Below are 18,033 nucleotides of genomic sequence, written 5' to 3'. Positions count from 1 at the left end.
GCCTGTTAGTAAGACGATTTTTTTCGGAAAGGAAATGGATAATAAAATGGCTAAAGCTAAAAAAATAACGGCTGCTCTTACTGCCGCATTGCTTTGTACTGCGAGCCTTACCTCTTGCTCGGACACAAGCTATGTGATGACAGTAGGTGACAGCAAGATAAACGCAGGTATCTACATTTATAATGAGCTTACAGAAATGTCATATCAAATGACGATGATGTATTATCAGAAGGGCATCAAAAAGGACTATTTCGATCAGAAGGTAGACGGAAAGGCATTTGACGAGTATCTTTCAGATTATGCACTTACTGCCACAAAGGAGTACGCTGCTGTAGTTGACAAGTTCAACGAGCTTGGACTTACTCTTTCAGATGAGGATATAAAGTCCATTAATGAAAGCATAAGCAGCACATGGGATTCTCAGGGCGAGTTTTACGAGTCAGAGGGTATCTCAAAGGAATCTGTAAAGCTTGCACTCAAAGGCTCAAAAATGAGGGAAGAGCTTTTTGATCACTACTATGCAGAGGGCGGCGAGGAAGCCGTTTCAGACGATGAAATGGTGAAGTATCTTGATGATAACTACCTGAGATATAAATCCATTTCCTTTGCAAAAACTAAAGCATCAACTGATTCTTCATCGTCAGCCACCGATTCTTCTACAGACTCAGCAGCTGCTGCAAATGAGGAAGCCAAGGCAAAAAGAGATGAGTTCCTTGAAAAGGCTCAGGGAGTTTCGTTTGACGATTTCGACAGCATTATAGACGAGTACAACGACTATGTTGCTTCAAAGAAGGCCGCAGATTCAAGCTCCGCCACTGACAGCGATTCATCAGCCGCAGACAGTTCAACAGCGTCAGACGACACATCTTCCGTATCAGACATCGACACAAGTTCTACAGCTTCCGACGATACATCTTCTGTATCTGACAGCACAGCAGAATCAAGCACAGCAGCGTCAGACACAGATTCTTCCACAGACAGTTCTTCTTCTGCACCTGACCCGTATGCAAATGAAAAGATGATGAATTACGGCACAATGGACGATTCTCAGAAGGACACCACAAACGGCAAGATACTCAAAGAAGTAAGCGGTATGAGCACAGACGTTGCAACAGCTTATGAGGACGATAACGCATATTACATTCTTATCAAGGGCGATATTAAGGACAGAGATACAGAATATGCCAAGGACAATCATGAAGATCTTCTAAAAGAAATGAAGAGCGATGAATTTCAGAAGAAATTAACAAGCTGGGTAGAAAAGCTTGACATCAAGGTGAACAACAAGGCCATAAAGCGTTACACACCGAAAGTGGTCTACGATAAGCAGACAGAGTATTACAGCAAGAACAATAATTCATAGCAGATAAAATTACCGCCGCAACCGAGTTTGGTTGCGGCGGTTTTGTCATGTTGACAAATCCTTTGGTTTCCTCCTTGCTGAATTGCAGCACATAAGGAGAAAATCCCCAAATGTGAACACATTCACATTTTATCAACAGAAGCCCCTTTTGCGCATTATTTTTTTTGCGAGCACAATGCCCAACATATTATGGCTTTATAAAGCAAAGAGCTGCGCTTCTTTAATGAAACGCAGCTCTTATGCTTATTTTTTTATTATAAAGACGAAATGCACTGTGAATATGCCACAATATTTAGTCAACAACACATTCCACAACAGCACAAGGCGGAATATTCAGCTTTAACACATTGTCCTTGATGACTGCCGTATGCTCGGTAATGCTCACTCTGTCGGGACAGTCGAAGTCGTTATAGCTGTGTGCCTCATTTGTAAGTATCCTGCAAGAAACTGATGATGCTTTAAAACCGAAAATGCTGCATTCAACAGCAGCCTCTTCCGTAAGCGAACAGTTTGCGACGGTAACGGTCATACTCTTTTCGTTCACCGATGCGGAAACCGAGATCATCGGAGCATTTTTACCTTCCGACATATTTTCGTTCTGCGTATAGAAGTAAACTGCCTCGTTGTTTTGGTGTGTTTTAAAAAGGTCGAAAACGTGATATGTAGGCGTTTTTATCATCTTATCGCCCTCTGTAAGAATGACAGATTGGAGAACATTCACCGCCTGCGCAAGGTTTGCCATTACAACACGGTCGCTGTGTCTGTTAAAAACATTCAGCTCTATTGCAGCAACGATAGCATCACGCATTGTATTCTGCTGATATAAAAATCCCGGGTTCGTACCCTCTTCTACCTTATGCCAACAGCCCCACTCTCCTATTACAAGTCCTATTTTCTTTTCGGGATCATAGCGGTTCATTATCTCCGAATGTCTTGTGATAAGCTCATCGGAAAAGTTCGCTGCAGCTATAGTTTTATAATAAAGCTCATCGTCAAAATCGGTGGCAGACTCCATTTCGGGCCATACCGGCATCGTATAATAATGCAGGTCGATAGCATCAACATTATTGCTGTCAAGATTTTTCATCATGACTTCTGTCCAGTTATAGTCGGCAGAGCTTGAACCGCAGGCTATTCTGTAAAGTCTGTTTCCCGAATAATTGTGGCAGAATGTCTGATACCTTTTATAAACGTCGGCGTAATATTCGGGACGCATATTTCCTCCGCAGCCCCAGTTTTCATTGCCGATACCGAGGTATTCGAGTTTCCACGGCTCGGCTCTGCCGTTCTTCTTTCTCTGCTCTGTGAGAGGTGATTCCGCATCTGAGGTCATATATTCTATCCATTCGGATAATTCACGAACACTGCCGCTGCCAACATTGCCGTTTATATAAGGCTTGCAGCCAACAAGCTCACAGAAGCGCATAAATTCGTGCGTGCCAAAAGAATTATCCTCCGTAACTCCGCCCCAGTTCGTGTTCACGATCTTTCGGCGCAGAGATTTTTCGCCGATACCGTCCTGCCAGTGATATTCTTCTGCAAAGCAGCCGCCGGGCCAGCGGAAAACGGGAGCTTTTATATTTCTGAGCGCCTCGATGATATCATTCCTTATTCCGTCTGTATTCGGAATAGGTGAATTTTCACCCACATATATACCATTGTAGATACATCTTCCGAGATGCTCGGAAAAATGTCCGTATATCTCTGGAGCGATATGTCCGAGCCTGTCGTCTGCATTTATTACCATTGATATTTTTTTCATGTTATACCTCCGCCGCATACTGAATTATTATATTATTAGTTTAAGTCATTGACTTTGGTATTGCAATGACTTATAATATTAAATATTATTATACTAAGTCAAGGAATCCTCATATTTCAATTACAGATGATTCTATGGACAGCAAAAGCTGTGCATACAAGCTGAACGATATTTTTATCAGCCGTTTTAAGCTTGTCCTTGAAATTATCAATGCCAATGATTTTTTTGACCAGAAAGACCGAAAGTGAGCTGTTTGAACTTTACAATAAGATGCTCGATCCTGATGTTTATCACTACATGACAGGCACAAAGGGCGGTTTTGTTATATCCGAAATTCACTTATGATACCTAGTATTAGCACTTATCTGAAACGCCCTGTAAACCTGCTCCAAAAGCATTATCCTTGCAAGCTGGTGTGGGAACGTCATCTCCGACATTGATAAGCGCAGGTCAGCTTTCGCCTTTATCTCAGGGGCAATGCCGAATGAAGAGCCTATTATGAAATTCACTGTGCTGAATCCGTTCAGACCACATTCGCTGAGCTTTTTGGACAGCTTTTCGCTTGAAAGCTGCTTGCCCTCAATGCACATTGCAATATTGTATGCACCCTTGATGTCAGTGTAGCTTTTCATGGCTTTCGCCTCGTTTTCAAGCGCCGCCGCTATCTCCTTTTCGGAGGGGTTGTCAGATAACCTCGACTCGTTCAGCTCAACTATTTCAAGCTTGCAGAACGCCCCCAGCCGCTTTGAGTATTCCGCCGCAGCGTCACGCCAGTATTTTTCTTTCAGCTTTCCAACTGTAATAAGATTTATCCTTATCAAAATGCCACCGCCATTCCGCTGCCCTCAGGCTTCGCTATATGTAAAATATAGTCGCTGTTGCGTTCGTAATCCCCAAGCGCTCCCACAGCCGAGTTTTCAGCCTGAAAAGGCGTGTTGTTTTCCTGACTTAAATGCCCTAAAATAAATTTATATGTACCTGCTGTCATAAGCTTTTTTAGCTGTTCTCCGCAGGCAGAGTTTGAAAGGTGTCCGTGGTCTGAAGCGATGCGCCTTTTCAGCTCGTATGGATAAGGTCCATTTTTCAACATTGACTCATCATAATTTGACTCCAGCAAAACAAGGTCAGAACCGCTCAGGTGCATATCCACCTCATTTGTAACAGTGCCAAGGTCGGTGCATACGCACACCTGCTTGCCGTCAGGGGTCTTTATCTGATATCCACAGCTTGCAGGGGTATCATGAAATGTGGCAAAACCTTTTACGGCATAATCTCCTATGCAGACTTCATTGCCGTCCACCTCGTTGACATCACAGGCTGGGTCTATTTTGCCGTCAGATACAAGTATCTCAAGATTGGTCTTTTGGGCAAATACAGGGATATGATATTTCTTCGTGAGAACTTTAAGCCCAGAAACATGGTCTGAATGTGTGTGTGTGATAAAAATTCCCTGTATCACAGCAGGGTCGATCTCGTTAGCTTTCAAAGCCTCACAAAGACGTTTGCAGGATACTCCTGCGTCAACAAGTATCCCGCCGTCACTGTTGCCGATAAAAGAGCTGTTGCCCTTGCTTGATGAAAAAAGTGGATATATCCTTGCCATAACTAATTCCTTTCAAAAGTTTTCAGAAGATACTCTGCAACGCCGTTCTCCTCATTTGTGCCTGTCACCTGGTCGCAGCCTTCAAGCACCTCTTTGCATGCGTTTTTTACCGCCACTCTTTTATCAGCCGCCTTGAACATAGGCAGATCGTTGGTGTTGTCGCCAAAAGCCGTGACAAAGTCAAAGCCGTAATTCTCACGAAGATACCTCACGCCTCGCTCCTTAGAAGCCGCCGAAGAGAACACTTCAAGATACCAAAGCTTGGGGTCATAAACATCATAATAGTATGTGATGTTCAGCTTTTCATTTTCTTTAAGAGCGTCATACAGCGGTACAAGTTTTTCTTTTTCTGCAATAAATGTGAAGTATATCACATTGTCGATGTACTGAGAAAGGTCACTGACCTGCGTGAAAGACTTATAATATTTCTCTCTGCGTTCGTTGTAAAAGCTCTTCATTGCAGGAGAAATAAGCCTCTCATATCTTGTGGAAAGCTGGTTATCTGAAACCGAGTACATAAAAGGCTCTAAACCAAGCCCTTTTGAAAGACCTATGATAAGACCGCAAAGCTCCCTGGAAAGGCTGTTTATCTTGACGTATTTTTTCTCCGCCATATCATAAATAAGCACGCCGTTCATAAGTATCACGGGAAGCTTCAGGTCAAGCCCCGAAAGTATTTTTCCTGCGGAAGCAAGCGTCCTTGCAGTGGCGGCAGTGAAGTTAAGCCCCTTTGCCATGAGCCTGTTCAAAGTGTCTCTTGTGAACTCCGTCACCTCTGCATTGCCGTTAAGCAGCGTTCCGTCAAGGTCGGAAATAAAAAGCTCCATATCATGTCCTCTCAAATGCTGTAAAAAACGGCGGCAAATAATATGCCGCCGCAGTGTTATCAATATTTATCAGCCGCTAAGCTCCATTTCGTTAGCGTCAGGCTTGTAAACACGCTGAATGTCAGCTCCAAGCCCTCTGAGCTTCTCATCTATCTTTTCATATCCTCTTTCGATGTAGAAAATATTGTCTATCTCAGTTGTTCCCTCAGCCGCAAGACCGGCAATGACCATGGCAGCGCCTGCTCTCAGGTCAGTCGCTACAACAGGAGCGCCTTTGAGCTTGCCAACGCCCTGTATAACAGCCACCTTGCCGTCAACAGAAATGTCAGCGCCCATTCTTCTAAGCTCAGCCACATATCTGAATCTGTTGTCAAAAATATCGTCTGTAACGATGCTCGTACCCTCTGCAAGCGTCAGCAGTGTTGAGAACTGCGGCTGCATATCAGTAGGGAAGCCAGGGTGCGGCATAGTTTTTATAGAAGTTTTCATGAGCGGACCGTCCACCCATACATGAACGCTCTCGTCGCTTTCCTCAACGTTTACGCCTACCTTGCGGAGCTTTGCCGTGATAGACTCAAGGTGTTTAGGGATAACATTTGCGATAACAACGTCGCCCTTTGTGGCAGCCGCCGCTACCATATAAGTGCCTGCCTCTATCTGGTCAGGGATAGTTGCATAGGTGACGCCTTTGAGGTAATCAACGCCTCTTATCTTGATAACGTCTGTACCTGCGCCTCTGATATCAGCACCCATTGAGTTAAGGAAGTTTGCAAGGTCAACGATGTGAGGCTCTTTCGCTGCATTTTCGATTATAGTAAGCCCCTTTGCCTTTACAGCGGCAAATATTGCATTCATAGTTGCGCCAACTGTAACAAAGTCAAAGTATATCTGATTGCCCACAAGCTCGTCTGCTGTGACATGATTAGCTCCGTTCACTATCTCGTCAGACGCACCAAGCGCCTTGAAAGCTTTCAAATGCTGATCTATAGGTCTGTCGCCAAGGTCACAGCCGCCCGGCATCGGAACAAAAGCCTCGTGAAATCTTCCAAGCAGCGTGCCAAGAAAATAGCATGACGCTCTCATGGTTCTTGCAAGCTCATATGGCACTTCAGGCTTTTCAATGCCCTTTGTGTCAAAATATATAGTATTTTTATCTAAAAGTCTGACCTCTGCGCCCATTTCACGCAGAATCTTCATGCACTTAGTTATATCGCTTATCTCAGGCACGTTCTCAAGAACGCACGGCTCGTCGCACAGGATAGTTGCCGCAACCAATGCAACAGCAGCGTTTTTTGCACCGCTTATCTGCACAGTACCATGCAACGGCTTACCTCCATGTATAACAAACTTCTCCAAGTTTACACACTCCTTAACGAGATTGTCGGCTTATCTCTCTGCCGACGCTCAGATTATTATACCACAGCCACAGGCAAAATAAAAGCAAAAAGCAAGAATTTCAACGATTTGGTTAAAATCATTTAACATACACCCAAGCAATCGTTAAATCTGCCCATATAATGCAGGCTATGGCGGTCTATAAAAAAGAACAAATGTTCACATACTCTTAACAATAGAATACTCAACTCTTATATTTTAACACACCCCATTCAAAAAATCAATAGTGAATAAGGATATTTTGATAAATTTTCGACAATTTTTTCGGCTTTTTCGGTGAAAATTACAGCAATGTTACAACTGTACGAAATCTTGTACCTTATTGTAACCTTGCTGTAATATTTAAGTACAAAAAATCAGACACTTGCCGTTTGTCTTGACGAAAAAGAACGGCTGTGGTATACTCATAACAACAGATATACTGTAAAAAGGGGAGTGCGGCAGTGGTAAAAAGAAAGAATCTCATATGGGCGGCAGTTTTTGCGGCTGTTATCGCTGCGTGCCTGATATTTATTTTCCTCACAGGTGGAAAGAGCGGAGAAAATTCTGCCGAGATATATGAAAACGGCAAGCTAATAAAGACAGTTTCTGACCTTTCCCCCGATAAGGAGTATTCCTTTGAGATAAAAACAGAAAACGGCAATAATACCATAACCGTTGGCGAGGGAAGCATTTGGGTGTCTGTCGCAGATTGCTCGAACCAGACCTGTGTTCATGCAGGAAAGATATCCCACGCAGGACAGACCGTCATTTGTGCACCGCACAAGCTTGTGATAAAAATAGTCGGTGAGACCTCTGCTGACGCTGTGATATAGGGGTGGAAGCATGAAGATATCAGTACAAAAAATCACCCTTATAGGAATTTTTACCGCCTTGTCACTTATCATTTTCATGGTTGAAGCACAGTTTCCTGTTATGCCCATAGGCGGCATGAAGCTTGGGCTTGCCAATATCGTCACAATGGCAGCAATGCTTTTTATCGGCAGAAAAGAGGCAGGCTTGGTGCTGCTTTTGAGGATAATCCTTGCGGCAGGACTTTACGGAACTGTGGTGAGCTTTGCGTTCTCACTCACAGGCGGAATTTTAGCGTATCTCGCCATGTGCATTGCGGTTTCGAGAGTTGGTGAAAACCAGCTTTGGGTGACATCAGCTTTTGGTGGCTTTTTCCATAACATAGGTCAGCTTTGTGCGGCGGCAGTGATATCAGGCACATGGGCGGTGTTCAGCCTTTTGCCTTATCTCATAATAAGCGGCATTCTCACAGGCACGCTCAATGGTCTTATCCTCCAAAGATTGTGGAAGTCGCCGCTTAGAAAATACAGCATAAAAAGATAACAGTGGCGTCAGGGGCATACCTGATGACCGCTGTTTTGTTCTATAGTCAGTTTAGCCAAAAACAGACTTTTCACAAAGTGGCATTTCTACATTTTCGCCTTGTGAGAAATAGGTGAAAACTCAGCGTTTTGCTTGCATTTGACCGAAAAATATGGTATAATTAGTTGTTATAATAGGGTCATTATAGGATAGCGTTGAAATTGAACGGAGGAGTGGATTTGAGAATACTTGGTATCGACCCGGGCTACGCCATTGTGGGATTCGGAGTGCTTGAATACAACAGCGGAAAATTCACTGTTGTTGACTACGGTGCAATAACCACTTCTTCAGATATGGATTTCAACAGACGGCTGAAAGTCATCTATGATGATATGACCGAGATAATAACCACCTATAAGCCTGACGAAATGGGAATAGAAAAGCTTTTTTTCAATACCAATGAAAAGACCGCCATTGACGTTGCACAGGCAAGGGGAGTGACACTGCTTCCTGCCATAATAAGAAATATTCCAATCTATGAATATACGCCTTTGCAGGTGAAATGCTCCATAGTCGGCTATGGACGTGCCGAGAAAAAGCAGGTGCAGGAAATGACAAAGACCATGCTTCATCTTAAAGCTATCCCAAAGCCTGATGATACAGCGGACGCAGTGGCTATCGCTATAACTCACGGGCTTTCGGTGAACACAAGGCGTGTTATGAAAAATTTTGAGGAGAAATAATATGATATATTCACTTAGCGGAAAGCTCGTTCATACCGAGAGCGACCTTGCCGTAATAGAATGTGCAGGCGTGGGCTATGCCTGCAAAACAACATTTTCTACCTTGCAGCAGATTGCAGGCAAAAGCGAAGTCAAGCTTTACACTCACCTCTCCGTAAGGGAGGACGCCGTTGAGCTTTTCGGCTTTGCAACTAAGGAGGAGCTTAAAAGCTTCCGTATGCTCATATCTGTCAGCGGAGTAGGTCCGAAGGCAGGTCTTGCCATACTTTCAGCCTGCTCTCCGTCACAGTTTGCGCTTGCGGTTGCAACGGGGGATTCAAAGGCTTTCACAAAGATAAAGGGTATCGGTACAAAGATAGCACAAAGGATAGTCCTCGAGCTTAAGGATAAGGTGGCAAAAGAGAATACCATATCCGTCAGAGGAAATGCGGCTCAGGGCTTTGCGGCTGTTCCAAGCGGAGCTGTGGAAGAAGCTGTCACAGCCCTTGTGGTGCTTGGATATACCGAGGGCGAAGCAATGTCAGTGATATCAAAGCTTGACCCGAATTTGAGCGTTGAAGAGCTTATAAAGAAAGCCCTTATCGGACTTGCGAAATTTTGAGAGGAGAACTCCATAAATGATCGAAAAAGGAGATTTTGATATAGACAGGATAGTCACCCCGAAAGAAACTCAGGCGGAAACAACTGACGATTTTGAGGTGAGCCTTAGACCTAAAACACTTGACGAGTATATCGGTCAGGAAAAGGTCAAGGAGAACCTGAAAATATATATACAAGCGGCAAAAAACAGGGGCGACAGCCTTGACCATGTTCTGCTTTACGGCCCGCCTGGTCTGGGCAAGACCACACTTTCTGCCATAATTGCCCATGAAATGGGAGTGAACATCAGGATAACATCAGGACCTGCCATTGAAAAGCCGGGCGACCTTGCGGCACTTCTCACAAACCTTGAAAAAGGCGACGTGCTTTTTATCGACGAGATACACCGCCTTTCAAGACAGGTGGAGGAAGTTCTTTATCCTGCCCTTGAAGATTATGCCTTGGATATAATCATGGGCAAAGGCCCTGCGGCAAGGTCTATAAGGATCGAGCTTAACAAGTTCACTCTTATAGGCGCTACCACAAGAGCAGGCTCGCTTTCTGCACCGCTGAGAGATCGTTTTGGCGTTATCCAGCGTTTGGAGCTTTACAATACAGAACAGCTTTCTGATATCGTAAAGCGTTCTGCAGTTTTGCTTGGCGTGGCTTGTGATGATGACGGTGCAGAGGAGATAGCGAAGCGTTCAAGAGGAACTCCGAGAATAGCAAACCGTTTTCTCAGAAGAGTAAGGGATTTTGCCGAAGTCATGGGCAACGGCAGGATAACCGCAGACATTGCAAAGATAGCTCTCAACAGAATGGACGTTGACAAGCTGGGACTTGACTCTCTCGACAAACGTCTGCTGACTATGATAATAAAAGGCTATGACGGCGGCCCAGTGGGACTTGAAACCCTTGCGGCGGCTATCGGCGAGGAGTCAGTCACCATTGAGGACGTTTGCGAGCCTTATCTTATGCAGTTAGGTTTCCTATCAAAGACCCCAAGGGGACGTGTGGCGACACAGCTTGCTTACGATCATCTGGGATTTCTCAAGGACGGACAAACGCACCTGTGAGCTTAGTGAGGAGTGAGGAGTGAGGAATTAAGGTATCGCCTAGCGGCGATGAATTTCTTGTTCTGTAGGGGCGACCTTTGGTCGCCGTTACCGCACTTTTCTGTCTTTGATAAAAATTGTATTGGATAAATTTAATATGTGTGTTAATACAGAGTTTACATAAATAAAAAAATAATATAGAGGTATGACCTCGAAAAGGAGCTAATTATTATGGGAAGATTATTTGGAACTGACGGCGCAAGAGGAGTAGCTATTACAGAGCTTACCTGTGAGCTTGCTATGCAGATAGGCAGAGCTGCCGCAATGGTGCTCACAAAGGAAACAAACCACAAGGCTAAGATAATCATAGGCAAGGATACCCGTATCTCAGGCGACATTCTGGAGTCCGCACTGGTGGCAGGTATCTGCTCAGTTGGCGCAGACGCTCATATACTCGGTGTTGTTCCTACCCCTGCCGTTGCAATGCTTGTAAAGAAATACAACGCAGACGCAGGCGTTATGATATCCGCTTCACACAATTCTGTTGAGTTTAACGGCATAAAGCTTTTCTCTGGCACAGGCTTCAAGCTTTCTGACGAGATAGAAAACGAGATAGAAGCACTTATCCTTGACACACCTGAAAAGATAGAGCTTAAGGACGGCTGTGATATAGGTCACGTTTATTACGAAAAGGACGCAGCTTGGGATTATATCCGCTACGTTATGAAAACAGTTCAGACAGATTTCAACGGTATCCGTGTGGCTCTTGACTGTGCAAACGGCTCAGCTTCCGTGTGCGCACAGAGAATTTTCGAGGGACTTGGTGCAAAGTGCATAATGCTCAACGATAAGCCGGACGGAACGAATATAAATAAGGATTGCGGCTCAACACATATCGAGGGTCTGCAAAAGGCAGTTGTTGATAATCATTGCGATATCGGTCTTGCCTTTGACGGCGACGCTGACAGATGCCTTGCAGTTGACGAAAAGGGCGAGCTTATCGACGGTGACAAGATACTTGCTATCTTCTCAAAATATATGAAGAACATGGGTATCCTCAAAAATAATACCTGCGTTGTTACCGTTATGACAAACCTTGGCTTCTTCAAGTATGCAAAGGCAAACGGCATCGTTGCCGCTACCACAAAGGTTGGCGACAGATACGTTCTTGAAGAAATGCTCAAGGGCGGTTATAATATAGGCGGTGAGCAGTCAGGTCATATTATTCTTCTTGACTATGCAAACACAGGCGACGGTGAGCTGACAGGTACAAAGCTTCTGACAGTCCTCAAATGTACAGGCGAAAAGGCAAGCGAGCTTGCTTCCTGCATGGAGTGCTATCCACAGGTGCTTGTGAACGTTAAGATAACAGCAGACAAAAAGGGTATGTGGGATAAAGTCCCTGAGATAACAGACGCTATAAAGATGTATTCCGAAAAGCTTGGTGACGAGGGCAGGATACTTGTTCGTGAGTCAGGCACAGAGCCTCTTGTTCGTGTTATGATAGAGGGCAAGAGAACAGGCATAATCACAGAATATGCACACAAGATAGCGGAGCTTATCGAAAAAATGTAAGGTGATATTTTGAAAATAGCTTTGATAAATGGTCAAAACCATAAAGGCTCTACATATCATATAGGCAGAATGTTAGCCGATAAACTTGGCGGCGAGGTGACAGAGTTCTTCCTGCCGAGAGATTTCGGCGAGTTTTGCTGCGGCTGTACCAATTGCTTTATGAAAGGCGAAGAAAAGTGTCCTCACTATGAGAAGCTCGACCCTATCACCAAAGCGGTGGACGAAGCAGACGTGCTGATACTTACTTCCCCTGTGTATGTCTACCACTGCACAGGCTCGATGAAAGCATGGCTCGACCATTACGGCTGGCGCTGGATAGTCCACCGCCCAGAGGAGAAAATGTTCTCAAAGCGTGCTGTGGTCATATCTACAGCCGCAGGTGCAGGCATGAAAAGCACTAACAAAGATATGGCGGATAGCTTGTCATTCTGGGGAGTGCCTAAGATATATAAGATAGGCTTCGGCATACACGCAACGAGCTGGAGCAAGGTTTCAGACAAAATGCTTGCGAAGATAGAGAAAAAGACCGACAGCATTGCCGCAAAGCTTAAAAGCGACAGCTTTGAGCCAAAGGTCAGCCTTAAAGGCAGAATGTTTTTCACTATTTTCCACTTTGCAAACAAAAAGGGCTGGAACCCTGCTGACAGTGCATATTGGCAGGCAAAGGGCTGGACGGAAAATAAAAGGCCGTGGAAAAAGTAAATTTTATATAAGGATAAAAAATATGAGAATTGCAGAAAACTGGAAAGACTATAAGATAATAGATACTTCAAGCGGAGATAAGCTTGAAAGCTGGGGCGGCAAGGTGCTTGTAAGACCTGACCCTCAGATAATCTGGAAGTCACCGAAGCGTTCTGACCTTTGGACAAAGGCAGACGGCATTTATCACCGTTCCTCAAAGGGCGGCGGCGAATGGGAATACAGAAAGCGCCTGCCTGAAAGCTGGAACATAGGCTATAAGAATTTGAAGTTTATAATCAGACCAACGGGCTTCAAGCACACAGGTCTTTTCCCTGAACAGGCTGTGAACTGGGACTTCATGGCTGATAAAATAAGAAACGCAGACAGAGAGATAAAGGTGTTAAACCTCTTTGCATACACAGGCGGAGCTACCCTTGCCTGTGCTGAAGCAGGTGCAAGCGTTTCACACGTTGACGCATCAAAGGGCATGGTGCAGTGGGCAAGAGAGAACGCCACTGTGTCAGGGCTTTCCGATAAGCCTATTCGCTGGCTTGTAGACGATTGTGAAAAGTTCGTTCAGCGTGAGATACGCCGTGGCAAGACCTATGACGCTATCGTTATGGATCCTCCGTCCTACGGCAGAGGACCTGGCGGAGAGATATGGAAGCTTGAAGATTGTATCTATGACCTTGTAAAGACCTGCTCAGGCGTTTTGAGCGACGAGCCGCTTTTCTTCCTGCTCAACAGCTATACCACAGGACTTTCACCCTCAGTTATGGCATATATCCTGAGAGATGTCCTCGGAACGAGGTTTGGCGGAAACGTTACGGCTGATGAGATAGGATTGCCTGTGGAGGCAACAGGCGGTGTGCTTCCATGCGGTTCAACGGCGATTTGGCAGAAATAGCTTTGCTATAGTAAGGAATGGTGTTCGCATGAAATATACTGAGAATTATGTTTATATGTACGGTCAAATGATCTCCACCTGTTCGTTTCTTCTTGACGGTGATTTTCCAAAGGCAGACGGAACGGCAGAGATAAAGGAAAAATATCACCTTGTCGGTGGTGAGACCGGAACAGCGGCGGCTGTTCTTTGCAGTCTGAATGTGCCTGTAAAGCTTGGGGGTACTCACCTTGGAAGCGGCAATGAAAAGCTTATAAAGGATTATTTTGCAGACAAGACTGCTGACCTTTCGGAACTTGTAACAGAGGGTTTCGAGGGCGTGACCGACTATGTTATCATAGATAAAAATACACGCACCTGTTTTGGCGAGTGGGATAAGCTTTATTCACGTCCGGAGCCTTTTTATGAACAGCCTTCGGAGGAGTCAGTGAAAAATTCAGCCTGCGTTGCGGCTGACCCTTATTTTGGTGATAAGATAGCCGAGTGTTGCGTAAAATATGGCAAGAAATACGTCACCATAGATTGTGCCTATGACAGCTATATACATAAGCATTGTGCAGTAAATTGCATATCTCATCAGCACCTTGATGAATATTATCCGGATAAAAGCTATGACGAGCTTTTCAGGCTTTATACAGATAATACAGACGGACTTGTGATATTTACCCTTGGTGAAAAGGGTGCGATGTATGGCAGGAAGGGTGCTGTGCCAAAGATGTGCCCTGCATTTAAAGTAGACGTAGTGTCAACACTTGGCGCAGGGGACAGCTTTAAGGCAGGCGCTGTATATGGGCTTTATAAAGGTCTTGATGACGATACATTGGTGAAAACAGCCTGTGCTGTGGCAGGTGCGGCGGTGGAAAAGTTCCCTATCGCACTTTATCCGCCAACAGTAAAAGATATTGAAAAGCTTATGGGCAATATGTAGGGGCGAACAGCGTTTGCATACCCATATATTATAATAAGGTATAAACCAAAATTTCAGACAGGAGGAAAGGTTATGTCTTTTGATTTTGATGAACTTAAACACAAGGCAGGAAATATGCTTGAAAAGGGCAAAGAAAAAGCTCACGAGGCTGCTGAAAGTGAAAATGGGCAGAAGATAAAGAGCAAAGCAGAAGAGCTGTTTGAAAAGGGAAAGGAAAAAGCCCACGAGTTCGCCGAGAGCGAAACGGGCAAAAAGGTAAAGAACAAGGCTGAAAAGCTCCTTGATAAAGGAATAGACAAAGCCGAGAATGTTTACGAAAAGCATAAGGAAAGAAAGGCTGAACAGAAAGAACAGCCTGAAGATAAGGAATAAACCGAATTTAGAAAGGAAAGTAAAATGAGCAGTTTTATTGAAATAAAGGATCTGCACTTTTCCTATGTGAACGAGCTTGAAGAGCCACCTGTTAAAACGGAGGTGCTTAAAGGCATAAATCTGAACATAGAAAAAGGCGAGTTTGTGGCAGTGCTTGGTCATAACGGCTCAGGCAAATCTACACTTGCAAAGTGCATAAACGCTATAAATCTTCCTGAGTCGGGGGCTGTCTATGTGAACGGCATGGACACTTTGGACGAAAATAACCTCTTGCCTATAAGAGAAAAGGTGGGCATGGTATTCCAAAACCCTGATAACCAGATAGTTGCAACTATCGTGGAGGAGGACGTGGCTTTCGCCCTTGAAAATATGGGCGTCGAGCCGAATGAGATACGCAGACGTGTTGACGAGGCTCTTAAAACCGTCGGTATGTATGAATACAGACTTCATGCACCTCATAAGCTTTCAGGCGGACAGAAACAGCGTGTGGCTATCGCTGGCATAATCGCAATGAAACCTGATTGCATACTTCTTGACGAGCCTACCGCCATGCTCGATCCTCACGGCAGGGACGAGGTAATGAAAACTGTCAAAATGCTCAACGAGCAGGGCGTTACTATCGTGCTTATCACCCATTATATGGAGGAAGCCGCACAGGCACAGCGTGTGGTGGTCATTGACGGTGGCGAGGTCATAATGGATAACGTTCCGAAGAAGATATTCTCAAATGTGGAAACTATGAAAAATCTGGGACTTGACGTGCCGCAGGTGACAGAGCTTTGCTGGGAACTTAAAAAGGCAGGCTATGACATCTCCACCGAGATAATCCACGAGGACGAGTGCGTTCAGAAGCTTTATGAAATGCTTAAGTGATAGGGAGTAACAATGGCAGTAATTAAAACGGAAAACTTGACTTATGTTTACGGCGAGGGCACACCATTTCGCAAAACAGCCGTAGACAATGTTAATATAGAGATAAATGACGGCGAAATGGTGGGTATAATAGGACATACAGGCTCAGGCAAATCTACCCTTATCCAGCATTTCAACGGTCTTTTGAAACCCACGAGCGGAAGCGTCTATATAGACGGAGAAAGGCTGTGGGACGATAAATCAAGGCTTCGCCCTATAAGATTTAAGGTGGGTCTTGTGTTTCAGTATCCTGAGTATCAGCTCTTTGAGGAGACCTGTTATAAGGATATCGCATTCGGACCTAAGAATATGGGTATCAAGGAAGATCAGATAGACAAGTATGTCAAAGAAGCCGCAAGAATGGTAGGGCTAAGCCCTGAGATACTTGACAAATCGCCTTTCGAGCTTTCAGGCGGACAGAAAAGGCGTGTGGCTATAGCAGGCGTTATGGCAATGAACCCAAAGGTGCTTATCCTTGATGAACCTGCTTCGGGTCTTGACCCTAAGGGCAGAGAGCAGATACTTGGTCTTATAAGAGAGTATCATGAGCAGATGAAAAACACTGTTTTGCTGGTATCCCATTCTATGGAGGATATCGCAAAGAACGTTTCAAAGATACTCGTCATGAACGAATCGAAGCTTTTTTGCTATGACGATACAGTAAAGGTGTTCCACCGCTCTGAGGAGCTTGTGTCAATGGGACTTGCAGTGCCGCAGATAACAAGAGTTATAAACAGGCTCAAAGCCATGGGCATTGATATTAAGGACGATGTGTATACAGTTGGCTATGCGAAAAAGGTCATCCTTGAAATGCTGGAGCAGAAAAAGAATAAGTAAGCAGCGGACTGCCTTTGACCCATATGAGCAGAGAGCAGGACTGTGTAAGTTGAGATAGAAAATTGGAGGAATATACCTTGATAAAGGATATTACTATAGGACAGTATTTTCCCGGAAATTCTGTCATTCACCGAATGGACGCACGAATAAAGATAATAATGACGGCGGTTTTCATAGTAATGCTTTTCGCCGCAAACAGCGTGTGGGGACTTCTTGTGGGCATAGCTTTTACTATTCTCACTTTTATCATATCAAAAATACCCGGCAAACTCATGCTAAAAAGCCTGAAGCCTATAGTGCCGATAATAATATTTACGGCGATACTAAATCTGCTTTTTATCAGAACGGGCAAAGCCTATTTTGAGTGGAAATTTCTCAAGATAACCGATGAAGGCGTTGACACGGCAGTGTTCATGATGATAAGGATAATCTGCCTTATTGTCGGCACTTCGCTTCTTACCTACACCACCTCGCCTATCGACCTGACAGACGCTATCGAAAGATTGCTTTCACCGCTGAAAAAGATAAAAGTGCCTGTCCATGAGCTTGCAATGATGATGACTATTGCCCTGAGATTTATCCCTACCCTTATCGAGGAAACAGACAAGATAATGTCGGCACAGAAAGCAAGAGGAGCGGATATGGAAACAGGCTCGCTCATTCAGAAAGCCAAAGCCCTTATCCCAGTGCTGATACCGCTTTTTGTGGCATCGTTCAGACACGCCGAGGAGCTTGCCCTTGCTATGGAGTGCCGTTGTTATCACGGCGGAGAGGGCAGAACAAGAATGAAACAGCTCCATATGAGCATAGTCGATCTCTACGGCTCGATATTCTGCGTGCTGTTCCTTGCAGGCGTTATCGTCATAAATGTAGTCGTTTAGGAGGGGTATTATGAGCAGTGTTTTTAAAGATATGGACCAGGACGACAGACTTGATGCTTTGGAAAGAAAAGTCAAGAAACTTGAGAGAAATGTAAATGGGGGAAGTAAAATGTCAGGCATTATAAAAGAACTTATCGGCAGAGAATGTACCATTGACGGCGACGGGATTTATGGTCATAGCTGTACTATTCTTGACGCAGACGACGAGTGGGTAAAGCTTATCGTTCATGAAAAGAAAAGCGACAGCACCATGATAGTAAGACTTGACAATATAGATTCCATAACACTCGACTAAAGAAACG

20 protein-coding genes are annotated in these 18,033 nt (G+C 44.6%); 15 read left to right on the top strand and 5 right to left on the bottom strand.

From position 1 onward, the window contains the following. Positions 1-46 precede the first annotated feature (46 nt). Positions 47-1,363, top strand: coding sequence for a hypothetical protein (locus AB5627_RS06355; protein WP_368369738.1), 1,317 nt, complete (start codon positions 47-49; stop codon positions 1,361-1,363). 292 nt (positions 1,364-1,655) lie between these two features. Here AB5627_RS06355 and AB5627_RS06350 read toward each other — a convergent pair whose 3' ends face one another. The 5 genes from AB5627_RS06350 to AB5627_RS06330 form a co-directional block, all read right to left on the bottom strand. After that, positions 1,656-3,125, bottom strand: coding sequence for an alpha-N-arabinofuranosidase (locus AB5627_RS06350; protein WP_278340144.1), 1,470 nt, complete (start codon positions 3,123-3,125; stop codon positions 1,656-1,658). Between the two features lie 335 nt (positions 3,126-3,460). Further along, positions 3,461-3,946, bottom strand: a complete 486-nt coding sequence (rlmH, locus tag AB5627_RS06345; protein WP_117863181.1) for a 23S rRNA (pseudouridine(1915)-N(3))-methyltransferase RlmH — start codon at positions 3,944-3,946, stop codon at positions 3,461-3,463. Continuing rightward, on the bottom strand, positions 3,943-4,728 hold the full coding sequence (locus AB5627_RS06340; RefSeq protein ID WP_117891506.1) for an MBL fold metallo-hydrolase: 786 nt from the start codon (positions 4,726-4,728) through the stop codon (positions 3,943-3,945). Before AB5627_RS06340 ends, rlmH begins: the two co-directional genes overlap by 4 nt. A 2-nt stretch (positions 4,729-4,730) precedes the next feature. Next, the gene (locus tag AB5627_RS06335) at positions 4,731-5,555 is read right to left on the bottom strand and encodes an HAD family hydrolase (RefSeq protein WP_046441650.1); all 825 of its coding nucleotides are present in this window, start codon (positions 5,553-5,555) and stop codon (positions 4,731-4,733) included. A gap of 69 nt (positions 5,556-5,624) precedes the next feature. Then, entirely contained in the window at positions 5,625-6,911 is a 1,287-nt protein-coding gene (locus AB5627_RS06330) for a UDP-N-acetylglucosamine 1-carboxyvinyltransferase (protein ID WP_041337601.1), read from the bottom strand. 482 nt (positions 6,912-7,393) lie between these two features. Here AB5627_RS06330 and AB5627_RS06325 point away from each other — a divergent pair, with 482 nt between their 5' ends. The 14 genes from AB5627_RS06325 to AB5627_RS06260 all read left to right on the top strand — a co-directional run bounded on the left by AB5627_RS06325 (position 7,394) and on the right by AB5627_RS06260 (position 18,026). Next, entirely contained in the window at positions 7,394-7,765 is a 372-nt protein-coding gene (locus AB5627_RS06325; RefSeq protein ID WP_022287461.1) for a NusG domain II-containing protein, read from the top strand. A 10-nt stretch (positions 7,766-7,775) separates the two neighbouring features. Next, positions 7,776-8,285 (top strand): Gx transporter family protein, encoded by a 510-nt coding sequence (locus AB5627_RS06320; RefSeq protein ID WP_022287460.1) that lies wholly within the window; start codon positions 7,776-7,778, stop codon positions 8,283-8,285. A gap of 218 nt (positions 8,286-8,503) precedes the next feature. Beyond that, positions 8,504-9,007, top strand: a complete 504-nt coding sequence (gene ruvC / locus AB5627_RS06315) for a crossover junction endodeoxyribonuclease RuvC (protein ID WP_022287459.1) — start codon at positions 8,504-8,506, stop codon at positions 9,005-9,007. A gap of 1 nt (position 9,008) precedes the next feature. Next, a complete protein-coding gene (gene ruvA, locus AB5627_RS06310; protein WP_022287458.1) occupies positions 9,009-9,608 on the top strand; it encodes a Holliday junction branch migration protein RuvA in 600 nt (199 codons plus the stop codon). A 16-nt stretch (positions 9,609-9,624) separates the two neighbouring features. Then, on the top strand, positions 9,625-10,662 hold the full coding sequence (gene ruvB / locus AB5627_RS06305) for a Holliday junction branch migration DNA helicase RuvB (RefSeq protein ID WP_022287457.1): 1,038 nt from the start codon (positions 9,625-9,627) through the stop codon (positions 10,660-10,662). Positions 10,663-10,872: 210 nt separating this feature from the next. Then, positions 10,873-12,216 (top strand): phosphoglucosamine mutase, encoded by a 1,344-nt coding sequence (gene glmM, locus AB5627_RS06300; RefSeq protein ID WP_117903804.1) that lies wholly within the window; start codon positions 10,873-10,875, stop codon positions 12,214-12,216. 9 nt (positions 12,217-12,225) lie between these two features. Further along, positions 12,226-12,918, top strand: coding sequence for a flavodoxin family protein (locus AB5627_RS06295; RefSeq protein WP_265290535.1), 693 nt, complete (start codon positions 12,226-12,228; stop codon positions 12,916-12,918). A 22-nt stretch (positions 12,919-12,940) separates the two neighbouring features. Beyond that, positions 12,941-13,804, top strand: coding sequence for a class I SAM-dependent methyltransferase (locus tag AB5627_RS06290; protein ID WP_022287455.1), 864 nt, complete (start codon positions 12,941-12,943; stop codon positions 13,802-13,804). 28 nt (positions 13,805-13,832) lie between these two features. Further along, complete coding sequence (locus tag AB5627_RS06285; RefSeq protein ID WP_022287454.1) at positions 13,833-14,729, top strand: carbohydrate kinase family protein; 897 nt, start codon at positions 13,833-13,835, stop codon at positions 14,727-14,729. A gap of 72 nt (positions 14,730-14,801) precedes the next feature. Then, entirely contained in the window at positions 14,802-15,101 is a 300-nt protein-coding gene (locus AB5627_RS06280; RefSeq protein WP_022287453.1) for a hypothetical protein, read from the top strand. A 24-nt stretch (positions 15,102-15,125) separates the two neighbouring features. Further along, positions 15,126-15,974, top strand: a complete 849-nt coding sequence (locus AB5627_RS06275) for an energy-coupling factor transporter ATPase (RefSeq protein WP_117923001.1) — start codon at positions 15,126-15,128, stop codon at positions 15,972-15,974. A gap of 12 nt (positions 15,975-15,986) precedes the next feature. Continuing rightward, on the top strand, positions 15,987-16,850 hold the full coding sequence (locus AB5627_RS06270) for an energy-coupling factor transporter ATPase (RefSeq protein WP_022287451.1): 864 nt from the start codon (positions 15,987-15,989) through the stop codon (positions 16,848-16,850). 77 nt (positions 16,851-16,927) lie between these two features. Further along, a complete protein-coding gene (locus tag AB5627_RS06265) occupies positions 16,928-17,731 on the top strand; it encodes an energy-coupling factor transporter transmembrane protein EcfT (protein ID WP_022287450.1) in 804 nt (267 codons plus the stop codon). 10 nt (positions 17,732-17,741) lie between these two features. Next, the gene (locus tag AB5627_RS06260; protein WP_022287449.1) at positions 17,742-18,026 is read left to right on the top strand and encodes a hypothetical protein; all 285 of its coding nucleotides are present in this window, start codon (positions 17,742-17,744) and stop codon (positions 18,024-18,026) included. The last annotated feature ends 7 nt before the right edge of the window (positions 18,027-18,033 follow it).

This window comes from Ruminococcus sp. RTP21198st1_G1_RTP21198_201120 (genome assembly GCF_040924265.1).
In the GTDB taxonomy this organism is placed as follows: Bacteria; Bacillota; Clostridia; order Oscillospirales; family Ruminococcaceae; genus Hominimerdicola; species Hominimerdicola aceti.
Note: the sequence above shows the minus strand (reverse complement) of the source record. Positions and strands in the feature narration are given on the sequence as shown.